At 55.0% G+C, this 17,589-nt stretch carries 15 protein-coding genes, 1 tRNA gene and 2 rRNA genes; 5 read left to right on the top strand and 13 right to left on the bottom strand.

What is annotated here, in order from left to right:
• Positions 1–4 precede the first annotated feature (4 nt).
• Complete coding sequence (gene iclR, locus HA50_RS00960; RefSeq protein ID WP_084871773.1) at positions 5–835, top strand: glyoxylate bypass operon transcriptional repressor IclR; 831 nt, start codon at positions 5–7, stop codon at positions 833–835.
• On the opposite strand, the gene aceK is transcribed toward iclR, so the two are convergent.
• The 4 genes from aceK to metA all read right to left on the bottom strand — a co-directional run bounded on the left by aceK (position 832) and on the right by metA (position 6,727).
• Positions 832–2,565 carry a bifunctional isocitrate dehydrogenase kinase/phosphatase gene (gene aceK / locus HA50_RS00955; RefSeq protein ID WP_139810885.1) on the bottom strand — a complete coding sequence of 578 codons (1,734 nt, stop codon included), beginning with the start codon at positions 2,563–2,565 and terminating at the stop codon, positions 832–834. The two genes, iclR and aceK, sit on opposite strands and share 4 nt — an antisense overlap.
• A gap of 48 nt (positions 2,566–2,613) precedes the next feature.
• Positions 2,614–3,918 (bottom strand): isocitrate lyase, encoded by a 1,305-nt coding sequence (gene aceA, locus HA50_RS00950; protein WP_084871772.1) that lies wholly within the window; start codon positions 3,916–3,918, stop codon positions 2,614–2,616.
• Positions 3,919–3,935: 17 nt separating this feature from the next.
• A complete protein-coding gene (gene aceB / locus HA50_RS00945; protein WP_084871771.1) occupies positions 3,936–5,534 on the bottom strand; it encodes a malate synthase A in 1,599 nt (532 codons plus the stop codon).
• Between the two features lie 263 nt (positions 5,535–5,797).
• A complete protein-coding gene (metA, locus tag HA50_RS00940) occupies positions 5,798–6,727 on the bottom strand; it encodes a homoserine O-acetyltransferase MetA (protein WP_084871770.1) in 930 nt (309 codons plus the stop codon).
• 478 nt (positions 6,728–7,205) lie between these two features.
• Between metA and HA50_RS00935 the strand changes: the two genes are divergently transcribed.
• Positions 7,206–8,531 carry a carbohydrate porin gene (locus HA50_RS00935; protein ID WP_084871769.1) on the top strand — a complete coding sequence of 442 codons (1,326 nt, stop codon included), beginning with the start codon at positions 7,206–7,208 and terminating at the stop codon, positions 8,529–8,531.
• 116 nt (positions 8,532–8,647) lie between these two features.
• Here the strand turns inward: HA50_RS00935 and rrf (HA50_RS00930) are convergent.
• The 3 genes from rrf (HA50_RS00930) to rrf (HA50_RS00920) form a co-directional block, all read right to left on the bottom strand.
• Positions 8,648–8,763: ribosomal RNA gene (gene rrf, locus HA50_RS00930) — 5S ribosomal RNA — on the bottom strand.
• A 33-nt stretch (positions 8,764–8,796) separates the two neighbouring features.
• Positions 8,797–8,872: transfer RNA gene (locus HA50_RS00925), tRNA-Thr, on the bottom strand.
• Positions 8,873–8,886: 14 nt separating this feature from the next.
• Positions 8,887–9,002, bottom strand: a 5S ribosomal RNA gene (gene rrf / locus HA50_RS00920).
• A gap of 690 nt (positions 9,003–9,692) precedes the next feature.
• Here rrf (HA50_RS00920) and purH point away from each other — a divergent pair.
• Complete coding sequence (gene purH / locus HA50_RS00915) at positions 9,693–11,282, top strand: bifunctional phosphoribosylaminoimidazolecarboxamide formyltransferase/IMP cyclohydrolase (protein ID WP_084871768.1); 1,590 nt, start codon at positions 9,693–9,695, stop codon at positions 11,280–11,282.
• 18 nt (positions 11,283–11,300) lie between these two features.
• The gene (purD, locus tag HA50_RS00910) at positions 11,301–12,581 is read left to right on the top strand and encodes a phosphoribosylamine--glycine ligase (RefSeq protein ID WP_084871767.1); all 1,281 of its coding nucleotides are present in this window, start codon (positions 11,301–11,303) and stop codon (positions 12,579–12,581) included.
• A 36-nt stretch (positions 12,582–12,617) separates the two neighbouring features.
• On the opposite strand, the gene HA50_RS00905 is transcribed toward purD, so the two are convergent.
• From HA50_RS00905 to nudC, 6 genes are all read right to left on the bottom strand, one after another.
• Positions 12,618–13,286, bottom strand: coding sequence for a DUF1481 domain-containing protein (locus tag HA50_RS00905; RefSeq protein ID WP_084871766.1), 669 nt, complete (start codon positions 13,284–13,286; stop codon positions 12,618–12,620).
• A 67-nt stretch (positions 13,287–13,353) separates the two neighbouring features.
• On the bottom strand, positions 13,354–13,626 hold the full coding sequence (gene hupA / locus HA50_RS00900; RefSeq protein ID WP_013507416.1) for a nucleoid-associated protein HU-alpha: 273 nt from the start codon (positions 13,624–13,626) through the stop codon (positions 13,354–13,356).
• A gap of 188 nt (positions 13,627–13,814) precedes the next feature.
• A complete protein-coding gene (locus HA50_RS00895) occupies positions 13,815–14,405 on the bottom strand; it encodes a YjaG family protein (protein ID WP_084871765.1) in 591 nt (196 codons plus the stop codon).
• Between the two features lie 62 nt (positions 14,406–14,467).
• Positions 14,468–15,136 (bottom strand): deoxyribonuclease V, encoded by a 669-nt coding sequence (gene nfi, locus HA50_RS00890; protein ID WP_084871764.1) that lies wholly within the window; start codon positions 15,134–15,136, stop codon positions 14,468–14,470.
• Between the two features lie 2 nt (positions 15,137–15,138).
• Positions 15,139–16,206 (bottom strand): uroporphyrinogen decarboxylase, encoded by a 1,068-nt coding sequence (gene hemE, locus HA50_RS00885; RefSeq protein ID WP_084871763.1) that lies wholly within the window; start codon positions 16,204–16,206, stop codon positions 15,139–15,141.
• 39 nt (positions 16,207–16,245) lie between these two features.
• Complete coding sequence (gene nudC / locus HA50_RS00880) at positions 16,246–17,019, bottom strand: NAD(+) diphosphatase (protein ID WP_084871762.1); 774 nt, start codon at positions 17,017–17,019, stop codon at positions 16,246–16,248.
• Between the two features lie 63 nt (positions 17,020–17,082).
• On the opposite strand from nudC, the gene rsd reads away from it, so the two are divergent.
• Positions 17,083–17,589 (top strand): sigma D regulator, encoded by a 507-nt coding sequence (gene rsd, locus HA50_RS00875; protein ID WP_084871761.1) that lies wholly within the window; start codon positions 17,083–17,085, stop codon positions 17,587–17,589.

The raw sequence follows: 17,589 nt of genomic DNA, 5'->3' as shown, positions 1-17,589 counted from the left end.
AGTCATGGCTACCCCTGCGCCCGCGAAACGCGGCAAAAAACCCCGTACTGCGGCGGCTACTGCGGCCCCGGCTGGCGGCCAGGTCCAGTCCCTGACGCGTGGTCTGCGTCTGCTGGAACTGATTGCAGAATCGAACGGCAGCGTCGCGCTGACCGAGCTGGCTCAACAGGCCGGACTGCCCAACTCCACCACCCATCGCCTGCTGACCACCATGCAGCAGCAGGGCTTTGTTCATCAGGTAGGCGACTTAGGTTTCTGGGCCATCGGCTCGCATGCCTTTGTGGTCGGCAGCAGTTTCCTGCAAAGCCGCAATCTGCTGGTCATTGTGCATCCGATTCTGCGCAAGTTGATGGAAGACGCCGGAGAAACGGTGAATCTGGCGGTGCTGGATCTCAGCGATTACCAGGCGGTGATTATCGACCAGGTGCAGTGCACCCAGCTGATGCGTATGTCCGCGCCGATTGGCGGCAAGCTGCCGATGCACGCCTCCGGGGCGGGAAAAGCCTTCCTGGCCCATCTGAGTGATGACCAGGTCACCACGCTGCTGCATCAGAAAGGCCTGCATTACTACACGCCGAAAACGCTGATGTCACCGCACAGCCTGAAAGAGAATCTGGCGCTGATTCGCAAAGTGGGTTTTTCCCATGATGATGAAGAACACGCGCTGGGCCTGCGCTGCGTCGCGGCACCGATTTACGATGAACACGGTGAACCTTTCGCCGCCATCTCGATTTCCGGGCCGATCGCGCGTATGACCGATGACCGCATCACCGAACTCGGCGCACTGGTGATCCGTGCGGCGAAACAGGTAACGCTGGCGTACGCCGGTCGTTAAGCCGCGATCGTGGCATAGCGCACGCTGAAGCGCTGTGCCGTTCGCCACGCCATCACCTCTTCAATATGCCCCTGACGAATCCGCGCCTGCTGCGCGCGCCACCAGCCGGGATCAAACAATTCCGGGTGCAGCGCCAGCAGTAACTTACCGGTTGCCGGTTCACTGCACAGCGCGTAGCGGAAGGTTTCCGGGAACACATCGTCCGGTCCGACGCTGTACCACGGCTCGGCCTGCAACTCATCCTCTTCGTAACGGGCTGGCGGCACATCGCGGAACTGAAGCTCAGTCATCGGGCGGATTTCATCGTAATCGTAAAACACCACCCGCCCGTGGCGCGTCATGCCGAAATTTTTAAACAGCATGTCGCCGGGGAAAATATTGGCTGCCGCCAGTTGCCGGATGGCATCGCCATACTCTTCAATCGCGTGCTGACGCTGTGCCGGGTTGGCCTGCATCAGCCACAGATTCAGCGGCTGCATTCGTCTCTCCAGCCACAGATGACGAATGATCACCACGTTATCTTCGATACAGATTTTCTCCGGGATATCGCGTTCAAACTCCGCCATCAACGCCGCCGGAATACGCTCGCGCGGCAACGCAAAGTGTTCAAATTCCTGGGTGTCAGCCATGCGGCCTACGCGGTCATGCTCTTTGACCAGCCGATAACAATCACGTACCTGCGCATCCGTCACCTCTTTCTGCGGGGCAAAGCGGTCCTTAATCACCTTAAACACCCGGTCAAAACCCGGCAGCGTGAACACCAGCATCACCATGCCGCGCACGCCGGGCGCAATGGTGAAATCTTCCTGGCTGTGCGTCAGATAATGCAGATATTCGCGATAGCACTCGGTTTTACCGTGCTTCTGGCAACCAATCGCCATATAGCGTTCGGCGGTGGTTTTGCCCGGCAGAATCGGTTGCAGCCAGTCCACCAGCGCGGCGGGCACCGGGGCGTAAACCATAAAGTAGGCGCGGGCAAAACCGAAGACGATACTGGCATCGTTGCTGTCGGTAAGGCAGGTATCAATCCACAGCCGCCCGGCTTCATCGCGCTGAATCGGTAACAGGCACGGCAGCGTGTCATCGTCCAGTTGCAGGCGCGCCACAATCCACGCGGTTTTATTGCGGTAAAACAGCTCGCTGGCGACATCCAGCGTTGCTGTCGCCAGCTGAGCTGCGCTGAATTGCTCATGCAGATGACGCACGATCCAGCTGATATCGCGCGCCTGATCCTGCCATGGCAAGCGTAACGGAATGTCGTTGAAGATCTGCCGTAACGTCTCCTGCCAGTTGTGCTGTGGCCGGTACAGGCGCGACAGCGGACGGGGTGACGCCGGGGCCGGGGCAAACGGCTGCGAAGGAAAGATAAATAATCGCTGCGGCGTCAGGTGGCTATGGCCCTGCAACCGGCAATACACCGAATTAAAGAAGCTCTCGGCTATCTCATGACGCGGGTAACCCGGCAGCAGGGTTTCGTAATGGCTTTTCACCCGCAGCCAGAAACCTTCATCCCAGTCGGCCGCCCCATTGAGGATGCGCAGCTGATTTGCCACCAGCCCAACATGATGATCATAAAGATGGATACGTGCTTTCATCGCCTGCTGCACGGCATGCCAGTCAGCCTGTTCAAAACGCTGCTGAGCACCGGCGGTAATATCGAGAAAGCGACCATACTGCGCGTCAAAACCTTGCAGGATGGTGTGAGCAATGAGGGATTCTCTCGGCGGCATCGGCACATCTCCCGGCAAAATGGCCCCTCCGTGGGCCAGCATCACCACTCAGAACTGCGCGGCTTCGGTAGAACCGGTTAACGCGGTAACCGACGATTTACCTCCCTGGATCACCGTAGTGATGCGGTCAAAATAGCCGGTCCCCACTTCCTGCTGATGTGATGAGAAGGTGTAGCCCTTATCACGCGCAGCAAATTCCGGCTGCTGTACCTTCTCCACATAGTGGCGCATGCCCTCGCCCTGCGCATAGGCATGCGCCAGGTCGAACATGTTGAACCACATGCTATGGATACCCGCCAGGGTGATGAACTGGAAGCGGTAACCCATCTCGCTCAGCGCCTGCTGGAAGCGGGCGATGGTGCGATCGTCGAGGTTTTTCTTCCAGTTGAACGACGGCGAGCAGTTGTAGGCCAGCAACTTGCCTGGGTACTGCGCATGAATCGCCTCGGCAAAACGCTGCGCCAGTGCCAGATCCGGCGTGGAGGTTTCACACCACAACACATCGGCATAGGGCGCATACGCCAGACCACGGCTGATGGCCTGCTCAATCCCGGCACGGGTGCGGAAGAAACCTTCCGAGGTGCGTTCGCCAGTGATAAACGCCCGATCGTATTCATCGCAGTCGGAGGTGATGAGATCGGCCGCATCAGCGTCGGTACGGGCAATCAGCACCGTCGGGACGTCCATTACGTCAGCTGCCAGACGTGCCGCCACCAGTTTCTGAATCGCCTCCTGGGTTGGCACCAGCACTTTACCGCCCATATGGCCGCATTTCTTCACCGCTGCCAGCTGGTCTTCAAAATGCACCGCCGCCGCACCCGCCTGAATCATTGATTTCATCAACTCAAAAGCGTTGAGTACCCCGCCAAACCCGGCTTCCGCATCCGCCACAATCGGCAGGTAGTAATCAATAAAGCCTTCGACTTCCGGTGACATGCCGCTGGCCCACTGAATCTGATCGGCACGCTGGAAACTCTGGTTAATGCGCTCCACCACCGCCGGGACCGAGTTCACCGGATAAAGCGACTGATCCGGGTACATTTGTCCGGCAAGGTTGGCATCCGCCGCCACCTGCCAGCCGGAGAGATAGATGGCCTCAATACCCGCTTTCGCCTGTTGCACCGCCTGCCCGCCCGTCAATGCCCCCAGGCTGTTGATATAACCTTTCTGCGATTCCCCATTCAGCAGCGACCACAGCTTTTGCGCCCCCCGCTCCGCCAGGGTACAGGCCGGGTTGACGGAACCGCGTAAATTCACCACATCCTGGGCGCTGTAAGGTCGGGTAATTCCCTGCCAGCGTGCATCCTGCCAGGTGGTTTCCAGCTGTTTGATTTGTTGCGTACGAGTCGTCATAGCAATATCTCCTGGGGTCAGGCCAGCAGGCGGTAGCCTGGCAGGGTGAGGAAAGGAACCAGTTCATCATCGGTGGTGATTTGCGCCATCAGCGCAGCGGCATCGGCAAAACGCCCGTTATGGAAACGTTCATCGCCGAGGCTGTGCTGTAACGCAGTCAGTTCTTCATCCAGCAGCTGTTCAAACAGCGCCGCCGTTACCAGTTGGCCATCGCTGAGAATTTGCTTGTGGTGCATCCATTGCCAGATCGAGGTGCGGGCAATTTCGGCAGTGGCCGCATCTTCCATCAGGCCATCAATCGGCACACAGCCGTTTCCGCTGATCCAGGCTTCAAGATATTGCAGCGCCACGCGAATATTGGCACGCATCCCCGCTTCGGTGCGCTTGCCACGGCAAGGCAGCAGCAGCCGTTCTGCGGTGACCGGGCTATCCTGCTCGCGGCTGACATGCATTTGATTAGGTTGATCACCCAGCTGACGATTAAATTCCGCCATCGCGATGTCGGCCAGGCCCGGATGGGCCACCCAGGTGCCATCGTGACCGTTCGCTGCTTCGCGCGCTTTGTCTTCCTGCACCTTCTGCGTGACCCAGGCGTTGCGTTGCGGGTCTTTGCTCGGGATCAGCGCCGACATTCCCCCCATCGCCAGTGCGCCACGGCGGTGGCAGGTTCTGATCAGCAGCCGCGAATACGCATCGAGGAACGGCTGATCCATGCTGATTTGCTGGCGGTCCGGCAGAATGCGCTCACCATGCTGACCAAGGGTTTTGATATAGCTGAAGATGTAATCCCAGCGGCCACAGTTCAGCCCAACGACGTGATCACGCAGTTCCCACAGGATCTCATCCATCTGGAATACCGCTGGCAGCGTTTCAATCAACACCGTGGCTTTGATGGTGCCGCGTGGCAGATCAAAGCGATCTTCACTGAACCGGAAGATCTCACGCCACCACGCCACTTCGCTGGCATGCTCGGTTTTCGGTAGATAGAACCAGGGCCCGTGGCCCTTCTCCAGCAGCGCGTCGACGTTGTGAAACAGGTACAGAGCAAAATCAAACAACCCTGCGGGGATAGCGCGATCGCGCCACTCCACATGCTTTTCATCCAGATGCAAACCGCGGACACGGCACATCAGCAGCGCGGGATCGGATCGTAACTGGTAGATCTTGCCGGTTTCACTGGTGAAACTCAGCGTCCCCTTCACTGCATCACGTAATGCCAGTTGACCATCGACCAGTTTTTCCCAGGTCGGTGCCAGCGAGTCCTCAAAATCCGCCATAAATACTTTCACGTTGGCATTCAAGGCATTGATCACCATTTTGCGATCCGGCGGACCGGTGATCTCCACGCGACGATCGCGCAACAATTGCGGTATCGGACGTACCTGCCAGTCATTTTCACGAATGGAAGCCGTTTCCGAATCAAAGCCTGGCAATGCACCCTGATCATAACGCTGCTGGCGTTGCTGACGGGCTTTCACCAAGCGCTCGCGTTCCGGGGCAAAACGCGCCACCAGAGAGTGCAGAAAGTCGATGGCTTCCGGGGTGAGCAGCTGCTTTTCCGCGTGGGTAAAGGGCTGGCTAAAGGTTAACGTGCTGCTGATAACCGAGTCTGTCATGCGGGCTGCCTCCTGTGTTGATCCCGTTCTGAGTTGAGGGATCCGGCTGTAGGGTGTTTTTTAACCTGCAAGATCAGAGCATAATGATTTTTATTTTATTTTCAAAAACTATTTCCATTTTACTAATAAATACATTTATCATGCTGATTATTATGTAATTTAAAGACTCGAAATAAAGGCAATAACTTCCACCCTGTGATTCAGGCAAAAAAAATGCCGTGGCTACACGAGGCGGCCACGGCATGGTCAATGGGATGTATCGGTTATTCCAGAGTCGGGTTCATATGCCGCAGATCAAACGGCGTGATCTGATACACGTAGTAGTTCAGCCAGTTGGAGAACAGCAGGTTGCCATGGCTACGCCAGGTTGCACGTGGCGGCAGCTCGGGATTGTCCTGTGGGAAATAGTTCCACGGAACCTCTGGATTCAACCCGGCATCGTAATCACGATGGTATTCACCGGATAACGTCAGTGCATCGTATTCCGGATGGCCGGTAACAAACGCCAGGCGTTTATCCTTACTCGCCATCAGGTAGGCACCGGTGGTTTCTGATTCGGCAAATAGCTCCAGATCGGTGTAATCACGAATCAACTGGCTGGGGAAATCAGCATAGCGTGAGTGCGGGGCAAGGAAGTTGTCATCAAAACCGCGCGTCAGTAACGCATGGGGATGCAGAATCTGATGTTCATAGACACCAGACAGCTTGTGCTGGCGCGTCTGCTTCGGAATGCCATACAGAATATTTAACGCCGCCTGTACCGCCCAACAGACAAACAACGTCGAGGTGACGTGTTCTTTTGCCCAGTGCAGTACACGCTGAATCTGCGGCCAGTAAGCCACATCGTTGAAGTCCACCAGGCCGAGCGGCGCACCGGTGACAATCAGGCCATCAAAGTTATCATGCTGAATATCATCGAAATTACAGTAGAAGTTATTCAGGTGTTCGGTTGGCGTATTACGCGACTCACGGCTGTCGATACGCAACAGCTGAATATCAATCTGCAACGGCGAGTTGGATAGCAGACGCAGAAACTGGTTTTCGGTTTCAATCTTTTTCGGCATCAGATTGAGTACCAGCACTTTCAGCGGACGGATCTCCTGGACACGGGCGCGCGATGACGTCATGACAAAGACATTCTCATTGCGCAAAAAATTCACTGCCGGTAACTCGTCGGGGATCCTGATTGGCATAACCTGCTCACCTCTTACAACCGTATAAACGTTTAGACATCCAGATGCCTGACATTAGCCTGGTGCAGTCAGAATGTCGAGTCTTCATGCGGTTTATGAAAATGTTTCAGCTTAATGCATCATAAGCAGGCATAAGCGGCAATAAACTTCAGATGCCTTAAATTAAGGTATCGCCCGGCTTATTTTAATCAGTCAGGATATAGATCTATATTTATTTGGTTTATTACCCATACCGTTTTGGTTGATTAAATACCATCAATTAAAATAGATAAATAAATTACATTTCGTTTGTTTTTAATTTTAAAACCAATAAATTCATACAGTTGTAAATAATATTGTTTTCAATCAAAAATCACATTTATATATTTATAAAATAAAATCCATGATGATGTATAAGTCATTCCTGTTATTAAAAAAGATATCAATATTAACGCTTCATTTTATTGGCTCGGAAATTATATCTGTAAGGTTGTTTATTATGCATAAAGTAAAAATCGCCAGCCTGATTTGGCCAGGCATTATGCTGGCTGTTACCGCACCCAATGGGTTCGCAGCCGCCAGCCCCTTTTCCAATGACTCCCCGTGGATGTTGGGTGACTGGAATGGCCAGCGCACCGCACTTCAGCAACAGGGCATTGATTTCAATGTTAATTATGTCATGGAGAGTGCGGCAAACCTGGCAGGAGGTTATCAGTCTGCAACTACCGCTCGTTACACTGACCAATGGGCGTTTGGCACTCATCTCGATCTGCAAAAATTGCTGGGCTGGCAGGATACGGATTTCCAGGCGACGGTGACCGACCGCAACGGACAAAACCTTTCTGAGCAGATCGCTAATCCTAAGGCACCGATGCTCTCCTCAGTGCAGGAAGTCTATGGCCGCGGGCAAACATGGCGTCTGACACAGTTCTGGTTGCGTACTGGCTTTAGTGACGATCGTTTCAATCTCAAACTTGGCCGGGCAACGGTGGGTGAGGACTTCGGTACCATCGAAACCCATTTCCAGAACCTTGCACTTGGTCCCGGTATTCCCGGTAAGTCACGTAGCGATCGCTGGATGAACTGGCCAGTGTCACAATGGATGGGACGTTTACAGCTCAATATCACACCGGATATCTATGTTAAGGTTGGATTTTATAACCAAAATGATGACAACGATAATCGTGGTAGCGGTTTCCATTTCTCGGTCAAACACTCCGATGGCAATCTTATCCCGGTAGAAATCGGTTGGCAGCCCAAACTGGGTGCAGATGCATTACCAGGCAATTATCGTCTGGGTGCTTATTACTCTTCAGCCCAGGGCGGGGTTTATCATAGCTGGCAGCACGGTGAATATGGCGATACTGCCCACGGTTATGGCGCTTATGCCATTGTTCAGCAACAGTTATTCGCCTGGCAGCATGACAACCATCGTGGCTTATCGTTAACGCTTAGCCAGGTGATGCACGATAAACGGACCTCAAAGCTTGATGATACTCAGACCGTTGCATTGACCTGGAAAGGGCTTTTTGCTGCTCGTCCACAGGATGAAATTGGCTTAGGAATGGCCCGGCTACATGTGAATTCAGCCTATAGCCGCATGCTGGAGCGGGAAAATGAAGAAAATGGTGTACAGAGCGTCAATGACGCCACTTATCTGCCGGTAATCAGAGGTTCAGAATACGATTATGAACTCTACTATGCCTGGAACGTCCGTCAGTGGTTGTCACTGCGCCCTAATCTTCAATACGTTGCCGCACCAGGCGCGGATAGCAGCGTCAAAGATGCTTTTGTTGGGGGAATCACCGCGAGTTTAACCTTCTAAAACCGGCTATCTATAACAGCGCGATTCATCGTGCTGTTATGCATCCGTGAGTTTTCCTGATTTTCAGACGTAAAAAAGCCCTGAACTTTCGTTCAGGGCTTCTTCACTTAATTGATGCCTGGCAGTTCCCTACTCTCGCATGGGGAGACCCCACACTACCATCGGCGCTACGGCGTTTCACTTCTGAGTTCGGCATGGGGTCAGGTGGGACCACCGCGCTACAGCCGCCAGGCAAATTCTTTTGAATCCGAACTCATGCCATAACTGGTGCTGATACCCAGAGTCGAACTGGGGACCTCACCCTTACCAAGGGTGCGCTCTACCAACTGAGCCATATCAGCACACTAAAATTGATGCCTGGCAGTTCCCTACTCTCGCATGGGGAGACCCCACACTACCATCGGCGCTACGGCGTTTCACTTCTGAGTTCGGCATGGGGTCAGGTGGGACCACCGCGCTACAGCCGCCAGGCAAATTCCTAGCTAGCTAGGTTCGACTTGCATGTGTTAGGTCCTGCCGCCAGCGTTCAATCTGAGCCATGATCAAACTCTTCAATTTAAGTTTGATGCTACAAAGAATTAAACTTCGTAATGAATTACGTGTTCACTCTTGAGACTTGATATTTTTTAAGTCCGTAGACTTTTGATATCAATCCTGCGAGTGCCCACACAGATTGTCTGATAAATTGTTAAAGAGCAGTGCGAGCAGCGGGTTAACCGTCTGTCGCGAGGTGGCGTATATTACGCTTTCCTCCTTCAGAGTCAATCACTTTTTTCAGCGATTTTCCCCGGCGAGAGTTCCTTCAGAACTTCTCTCTCAACACCGCATTTCGTAAGCCGTTGTGCCGTGTCGATGGAGGCGCATTATAGGGAGTTGTTCGGCATGCGCAACCGCTAATTTCAATAAAAACAACCGTTCGCTGCATTCCACAGCAAAACCCCGCCTTATACCCACTTACACACAAAGTTATCCACATCCTGACGGGTAAATGAATTTAGTCGAGCATCGCGCAAACGTTTTCGCTACAATGCCCCGCGACGTCAAGGATGCCCCTTTTGGGGCGTTACCTGAAGCAAGCCGCTTCTTCTATATAGAAGAGAAACGCTAAGCTTGATGTAACGCTCTTATTTACGCGAAACAAAGCCAAGGGATAAAACCACCATGCAACAACGTCGTCCTGTACGCCGCGCTCTGCTGAGTGTCTCAGACAAAGCCGGTATCCTCGAATTTGCTCAGGCACTCTCCAGCCGTGGTGTTGAGCTGCTCTCCACAGGTGGTACTGCTCGCCTGCTGGCAGATGCGGGCCTGCCAGTCACTGAAGTGTCTGACTACACCGGTTTTCCGGAAATGATGGATGGACGCGTCAAAACGCTGCACCCGAAAGTGCATGGCGGTATTCTCGGTCGTCGCGGCCAGGATGATGCCATCATGGCGCAGCACGCTATCAGCCCCATCGACATGGTGGTCGTTAACCTTTACCCCTTTGCCCAGACGGTCGCAAAACCGGGTTGTACGCTGGAAGATGCGGTGGAAAACATCGATATCGGCGGCCCGACCATGGTGCGCTCTGCCGCGAAGAACCACAAAGACGTCGCCATTGTGGTGAAGAGCAGCGACTACAGCGCCATCATTGCGGAGCTGGATGCCAATGAGAACTCCCTGACGCTGGCAACCCGTTTCGATCTGGCGATCAAAGCTTTCGAACACACCGCCGCCTACGACAGCATGATTGCCAACTACTTCGGTAGCCTGGTACCGGCTTATCATGGCGAGAGCAAAGAGCCAGCAGGCCGCTTCCCACGTACCCTGAACCTTAACTTCATTAAGAAACAGGATATGCGTTATGGCGAGAACAGCCATCAGGATGCAGCTTTCTATATAGAAGAAAGTGTCGCGGAAGCCTCAGTGGCGACGGCACAGCAGGTACAGGGTAAAGCGCTTTCCTACAACAACATCGCCGATACTGATGCCGCGCTGGAATGTGTGAAAGAGTTCAGCGAAGCCGCTTGCGTGATTGTGAAACATGCCAACCCCTGTGGTGTGGCGGTAGGCGATTCCATTCTGGATGCCTACGAGCGTGCTTATAAAACCGATCCGACTTCTGCGTTTGGCGGCATCATTGCCTTCAACCGTGAGCTGGACGAAGCGACGGCTCAGGCCATCATCAGTCGTCAGTTTGTCGAAGTGATCATTGCCCCGTCAGCCACCGAAGCCGCGCTGAAAGTGACCGCCAGCAAACAGAACGTTCGCGTGCTGGTGTGTGGTCAGTGGCAGAGCCGCGTTGCCGGGCTGGATTTCAAACGCGTTAACGGCGGTTTACTGGTGCAGGATCGCGATCTCGGTATGGTCGATGCCAGCCAGTTGCGCGTAGTCAGCAAGCGCCAGCCGACCGAACAGGAACTGCGTGATGCGTTGTTCTGCTGGAAGGTGGCGAAGTTCGTTAAATCCAACGCCATCGTCTATGCGCGTGACAACATGACTATCGGGATAGGCGCGGGCCAGATGAGCCGCGTTTACTCGGCGAAAATCGCCGGTATCAAAGCCGGTGATGAGGGTCTGGAAGTGAAAGGTTCGGCTATGGCCTCTGACGCCTTCTTCCCGTTCCGCGATGGTATTGATGCTGCCGCCTCAGTCGGTGTCACCTGCGTCATCCAGCCGGGTGGTTCAATTCGCGATGATGAAGTGATTGCCGCCGCCGATGAGCATGGCATCGCCATGATCTTTACCGACATGCGTCATTTCCGCCATTAATCGTTTGGAGCGTTACAGATGAAAATTTTAGTGATTGGTAACGGCGGACGTGAACACGCCCTGGCGTGGAAGGCTGCGCAGTCTCCGCTGGCAGAAACCGTATTTGTGGCACCGGGCAACGCGGGGACCGCACTGGAACCGGCATTGCAGAACGTGGCAATCAGTGCCACCGATGTTCCTGCGCTGCTGGCGTTTGCTCAGCAGGAAAACATTGACCTGACCATCGTCGGCCCGGAAGCGCCGCTGGTGATTGGGGTGGTGGATGCGTTCCGCGCGGCAGGTCTGAAAATTTTTGGCCCAACGCAGGCGGCAGCACAGCTGGAAGGTTCCAAAGCCTTCACCAAAGATTTCCTTGCCCGCCAGCAGATTCCAACCGCTGAGTATCAGAACTTTACCGAAGTTGAGCCCGCGCTGGCGTACCTGCGCGAGAAAGGCGCACCGATCGTGATCAAAGCAGACGGTCTCGCTGCCGGTAAAGGCGTCATCGTGGCGATGACGCTGAAAGAAGCCGAAGATGCCGTGCAGGATATGCTGGCAGGCAACGCGTTCGGCGACGCCGGCCATCGCATCGTCATTGAAGAGTTCCTGGATGGCGAAGAAGCCAGCTTTATCGTGATGGTGGATGGCGACAACGTGCTGCCCATGGCCACCAGCCAGGACCATAAACGTGTGGGTGATGGCGATACCGGCCCGAATACCGGCGGTATGGGCGCTTATTCACCGGCTCCGGTGGTGACCGATGAGATCCACCAGCGCGTGATGGATCAGATCATCTGGCCAACCGTGAATGGCATGAAAGCCGAAGGCAACACTTACACCGGCTTTCTGTATGCCGGGTTGATGATTGATCAATCCGGTCAGCCTAAGGTGATCGAATTCAACTGCCGCTTTGGCGATCCGGAAACCCAGCCGATCATGCTGCGTTTGCAGTCCGATCTGGTGGCGCTGTGCCTGGCGGCCTGTGACGGTAAACTGGATCAGCAGACCTCACAATGGGATCCTCGCCCATCGCTGGGTGTGGTGCTGGCGGCTGGCGGTTATCCGGGTGACTACAGCACCGGCGACCAGATTCATGGCCTGCCGCTGGAAGAAGTTGCAGATGGTAAGGTGTTCCACGCAGGTACCACGCTCAAAGATGATCTGGTGGTCACCAATGGCGGACGCGTTCTGTGCGTCACCGCGCTGGGTGAAGATGTGGCTGCCGCGCAGCAGCGCGCTTATGAGCTGGCTAAGCCTATCTCGTGGGATGGCAGTTTCTGTCGCTACGATATTGGCTACCGCGCCATCAACCGCAAATAATCACCAGGGGCACTCAGTGCCCCTTCTTCATTCCCGTCAGAAATCGCTCTCTTTCGGCTGCCAGCTGCATTCATCCGTTGGGGTGATATGGAGCAACTGTACGCCTTCCGGCGCTTCCAGCCATGCCACCATCAACGACACCGCGGGATCGCGCTGCTGTTGCTGGGTCAGGGCTGCCACCATGCTGCTATCGAAAGGCGCATTGATGACTTTACCTTCGCAGGTTCGCACCTGAATCCCGCCCAGCCAGTGCCCCTGGCTCAGCAACACTCGTCCATCCAGCAACGCATTGCTCTGCTGTAGCATGCGCTGTGCATCGAAGCGGTACAGTTCCACGCTGTCGCTGCTGACGGCTTCACGTCGCCCGGCCAGCTGCCGCTGCATAAAATTGAGATTGCCTTGCTGATCGAAACGCAGCGTGACGGTATCCGGCTGCTTGCCCGCGACCTGCCGTTCCACGTTGGTGAGATTGTTATTCAGCCAGCTGTAATCGGTGGTCTCCATCGCATCACCATCAAAGGGGGTGAAGACGGTACGCATATGAATTGACTGATGGTCGCTGTTTTTGCGCCAGATACGCACTACGCCACGGTCGGCAAGGTAGCCGCTGGCGGTAAAGGCAGGAAGATCAGGAGTGGAGCTGCACCCTACCAGGAGGGCACCACATAACAGAGCGCAGACGCGCTGATGTAAAAGGTTCAGCATGGCAGGCTCCGGCAACAAAAAGGGGCGATGCCGCCCCTCTTTTAAAGCTATACCGCGTCGCGGAAACTTATTTAACAGCGTCTTTCAGCGCTTTACCAGAGACGAACGCCGGTACGTTTGCCGCAGCGATTTTGATCTCTTTGCCAGTCTGCGGGTTGCGACCGGTACGCTCAGCGCGGTGGTTCACTTTAAAAGTACCAAAACCAACCAGTTGTACAGCATCACCATCTTTCAGAGACTCAGTGATCGCAGCCAGAGTAGATTCCAGTGCAGTTTTAGCCTGGGTTTTTGACAGGTCTGCTTTTTCCGCGATCACATCAATCAGTTGAGTCTTGTTCATAAGTTATCCTTAAAGTGTATTTATCGCTTGCTAAGCAACGAGTGCGAGGGAAAAGCCAGATTCTGGCCCTCTTCAGCCTGCACGCACCGATAGCCACAATTTTCAGCCCCCCAAATGTAGACCAGACAGGGGGCTGATGTGAAGCCTCCAGGCGCGCTAATTCGGGCCTGAAGTCACGTTTTCTCGCCTTATTGCTGAAAAATTATACCGATGTTACTGATTCCCGCTTCGCGCAGGTCAGAACGTAACCCTTTAATTAGTTCAAGGTCGCGCTCTTCGCACTCTGCCAGCAGGCGAAAAATCTCCCACTGCAGATCCCATTCGTCAATAATTGCCTGGTTTTCGTGCAGCTCTTCATCGCTCATTTCGCGTCCAGCCTGGGTCATTTCGAGGATCGCGACGGTAGTAATCGACGTCCGGCTGACCTCAATGGCATGCTCAAGGGTTTCCCCACTCAGCTGCGCATGCAGTACTTCGCTCAATGCCACACAGGCATCAATCGCCGGATGCACTCCGTAGATATCGAAATCATCACCATTGGGGATCGCCGCTTCCAGTTTCTCCAGCTGGCTGTCGAAATTGATTTTGGCGTCTTTGACCGTCAGGCTTTCCCAGACGAGATCGAGCATGCGACGATAAAGCTGCGGATCGGCGAATTCGGTCTGCTGACAGAAGGCCCAGTAGTTGGGGAACATACGCTCACACAGACAGGCCATAAAGGTGACGTGCTGCCAGCTTTCCAGCTTCGCCAGACGTAAATGGACGGGGTTCTGTAACATCAAACTTGCTCTCAATAATTTAGCTGGCGGCAGTGTACCGCAAAAGCCGCGCGCAAACAGCGTCAACGCGCATTTTGCCTGCGCAGAAAGGCCGGACGACCGGAAGCAACCGCATCCGCCCAGCGAGTCGGCTCAGGTAAACGATAGCCCGCGGTACAGTTTTCCACCCATTGCAGAGCGCTATCAGTGCTGACGCGATGGCCGGTGGAGATAAACAGCGGATTGCAGCGCGCCTTGCTGCGCCACACCCAGCCAATCTGCTCATCCTTATCCAGCAATGGCTGGCGGCTGCCCGGTGCTTCATCCAGCGCCTCAACATGCCCGCATAAACGCCGCTTCGCCACGCCAATGGTGGGCACATCCACCAGCAAGCCGAAATGCGCGGCAACGCCGAGCCGACGCGGATGCGAGATACCGTGTCCATCGACAAACAACAAATCGGGCTGATGATTGAGCTGCTGCCAGGCTGCCAGCAGGGCGGGCACTTCGCGAAAGGAGAGAAAACCGGGGATATACGGCATGGTGGTACTGATGCGCGCGATCTGATGCTCCACCAGCTGTAACGAGGGGTACTCCAGAATCACCAGCGCGGCGCGTGTCACCTCACCGCCCTGTTCAAAGCCCACATCGGCACCGGCAATCCAGCGAGGCGGCAGCACCTCAAAATCGTCCTGCCGCACCACTTCAGCCGCGCGCTGTTGCTGTTCCCTGCGTAGCGCCGCTAAATCCATGGTTAACCCTGATGGTAAGGACGGGACAGACGATGCACCGCCTCAACAAAGGCACCGGCGTGCTCCGGCGGCACATCCTGATGGATACCGTGGCCCAGGTTGAAGACATGGCCTTCCCCGGCACCAAAACCTTCGAGGATACCCGCCACTTCCTGCTCGATACGGGCCGGAGGCGCATACAGCATTGATGGGTCCATGTTGCCCTGCAACGCCACTTTATGACCAACGCGACGACGCGCATCAGCAATATCCGTGGTCCAGTCCAGTCCCAGCGCATCGCAACCGGTTTCTGCCATCGCTTCCAGCCACTGCCCGCCACCTTTGGTGAACAGGGTGATTGGCACGCGGCGGCCTTCGTTTTCATGCAGCACGCTATCGACAATCTTGTGCATGTAGTAAAGCGAGAATTCACGGTAGTCACGGCCGGTCAGCACGCCACCCCAGGTGTCGAATACCATGATCGACTGGGCACCCGCTTTGATCTGCGCGTTCAGATAGAGGATCACGCTGTCTGCCAGTTTATCCAGCAGCATATGCAGCGTCTGCGGCTCGGCGTACATCATCTTTTTGATTTTGGTAAACGCCTTGCTGCTGCCGCCTTCGACCATATAGGTCGCCAGCGTCCACGGGCTACCGGAAAAGCCGATCAACGGGACTTCGCCTTTCAGGTTGTGGCGGATGGTACGCACAGCATTCATCACGTAGCCCAGTTCCTGCTCCGGATCGGGCACCGGCAGTTTATCGACATCCGCCCGGCAGGTAATGGGGTGAGAGAAACGCGGGCCTTCACCGGTTTCAAAATACAGGCCCAGCCCCATCGCATCGGGGATGGTGAGGATATCGCTGAAGAGGATGGCCGCATCCAGCGCGTAACGACGCAACGGTTGCAACGTGACTTCGCACGCCAGCTCAGCATTTTTACACAGCGACATAAAATCACCGGCCTCGGCACGAGTGGCTTTGTACTCCGGCAGATAACGCCCGGCTTGTCGCATCATCCATACCGGGGTGATATCCACCGGCTGACGTAACAGGGCACGCAGATAACGATCGTTCTTCAGTTCACTCATAATTGGCTCTCTCACTTGCAGGGCGCCAGTGTAGCATTTTCACATCGCGCTGGCGCGACACTGGGCAACGGTATCTTCAATCAAACGTCGCGCCACGGTACCAGGCGGGGGTAATAATGGCAGGGCATCGTAGCGGAACCAGCCCGCATCCAGCAGCTCTTTGCCGTCATGTTGCAGTTCTCCGCCGTCATATTCCGCCATATACGCCATCATCAGCGAATGGGGGAACGGCCACGGTTGTGAGGTCACGTAACGCACGTTTTTCACCCGTACATTACTTTCTTCCATCACTTCACGTGCCACCGCCTGTTCGAGGGTCTCGCCCACTTCGACAAATCCGGCCAGCACGGTATAAACGTTGTTGCGATGCTTCGCATGGTTTGCCAGCAAAATCTCATCACCCCGGCGGATGGCGACAATGATGCAGGGGGCGATTTGCGGGTAATAACGCTCGCGACAATGGCCGCACAGGCAGGCGAATTCACGTTTGCTTAAATGCATCTCGTGGCCGCAATAGCCGCACCAGCGATGGGAACGATAGAACTCCGCCAGTTGGACGCCGCGCCCGGCAAGCTGGAACAGGCCAACGTCCTCATCAATCAGTTGGCGTACAGACCCCATGTTATCGGAGCGTGATTGGCGCACCAGCCAGACATTTTCGCCCTGCCACTCACCAATCACCATGCCGTCACTGCCCGCCAGGCCGAATTGTTCCGCAGTACCATGCGGTAGTTCACCCTGTGGCAGCCAAAGTTTTTGTTCATGGCTGACAATCCACCAGCCAGCGTCTACGCTTGAGATCTCACGTTGCATTTAAATCGTCATCCTTAGCGTCTATTCGCAGAATGAACAACTATAACCCACATGGAGCCTCGTATGCTTACTCAGTTAGATGACCTGACCGAGCGTGTAGGCAGCGGCAACGAATTAGTCGATTCATGGCTACACGCGCGTCGTCAGTTACTCGTGACCTATTATCAGTTGGTTGGCATGAAGCCGAAGAAAGATGCGCTGAGCGCATTGGACGAACGGGCGCTGGATGCCTTTTGCCACAATCTGGTGGATTATCTCTCCGCCGGTCATTTCAGCGTGTATGAACATATTATCAGCGAGATGCAGGGCGACAGCCCGATGATTGCTGCTGCGCAGCTTTACCCGTCGCTGGAAGCCAATACCGAACGGATGATGCAGTTGTATGATGGCCATCTGCAACAAGCCATCACCGATGACAACTGCACCACCTTCCAGCAGGCGCTATCTGAAGTGGGTGAAGTGCTGGAGTCGCGTTTTACGCTGGAAGACAAGCTGGTGCGTCTGGCATGGGATAATCAGCTGGCGCATCCGCGGGTAGCGAATGAGAGTCCTATCGCCCGCCCGGCTTAA

It is taken from the genome of Pantoea cypripedii (assembly GCF_002095535.1).
GTDB classification, from domain to species: domain Bacteria; phylum Pseudomonadota; class Gammaproteobacteria; order Enterobacterales; family Enterobacteriaceae; genus Pantoea; species Pantoea cypripedii.
The sequence above is the reverse complement of the archived record's forward strand: the minus strand, read 5'-3'. Positions and strand labels throughout refer to the sequence as shown.

What these genes read in the sequence shown, in the direction of transcription:
- HA50_RS00935 (WP_084871769.1), top strand. Translation starts at nt 7,206, where the DNA reads ATGCATAAAGTAAAAATCGCCAGCCTGATTTGGCCAGGCATTATGCTG.
- hupA (WP_013507416.1), bottom strand. Translation starts at nt 13,626, where the DNA reads ATGAACAAGACTCAACTGATTGATGTGATCGCGGAAAAAGCAGACCTG.
- purD (WP_084871767.1), top strand. Translation starts at nt 11,301, where the DNA reads ATGAAAATTTTAGTGATTGGTAACGGCGGACGTGAACACGCCCTGGCG.
- aceK (WP_139810885.1), bottom strand. Translation starts at nt 2,565, where the DNA reads ATGCCGCCGAGAGAATCCCTCATTGCTCACACCATCCTGCAAGGTTTT.
- nfi (WP_084871764.1), bottom strand. Translation starts at nt 15,136, where the DNA reads ATGGATTTAGCGGCGCTACGCAGGGAACAGCAACAGCGCGCGGCTGAA.
- metA (WP_084871770.1), bottom strand. Translation starts at nt 6,727, where the DNA reads ATGCCAATCAGGATCCCCGACGAGTTACCGGCAGTGAATTTTTTGCGC.
- rsd (WP_084871761.1), top strand. Translation starts at nt 17,083, where the DNA reads ATGCTTACTCAGTTAGATGACCTGACCGAGCGTGTAGGCAGCGGCAAC.
- HA50_RS00895 (WP_084871765.1), bottom strand. Translation starts at nt 14,405, where the DNA reads ATGTTACAGAACCCCGTCCATTTACGTCTGGCGAAGCTGGAAAGCTGG.
- HA50_RS00905 (WP_084871766.1), bottom strand. Translation starts at nt 13,286, where the DNA reads ATGCTGAACCTTTTACATCAGCGCGTCTGCGCTCTGTTATGTGGTGCC.
- iclR (WP_084871773.1), top strand. Translation starts at nt 5, where the DNA reads ATGGCTACCCCTGCGCCCGCGAAACGCGGCAAAAAACCCCGTACTGCG.
- nudC (WP_084871762.1), bottom strand. Translation starts at nt 17,019, where the DNA reads ATGCAACGTGAGATCTCAAGCGTAGACGCTGGCTGGTGGATTGTCAGC.
- hemE (WP_084871763.1), bottom strand. Translation starts at nt 16,206, where the DNA reads ATGAGTGAACTGAAGAACGATCGTTATCTGCGTGCCCTGTTACGTCAG.
- aceA (WP_084871772.1), bottom strand. Translation starts at nt 3,918, where the DNA reads ATGACGACTCGTACGCAACAAATCAAACAGCTGGAAACCACCTGGCAG.
- aceB (WP_084871771.1), bottom strand. Translation starts at nt 5,534, where the DNA reads ATGACAGACTCGGTTATCAGCAGCACGTTAACCTTTAGCCAGCCCTTT.
- purH (WP_084871768.1), top strand. Translation starts at nt 9,693, where the DNA reads ATGCAACAACGTCGTCCTGTACGCCGCGCTCTGCTGAGTGTCTCAGAC.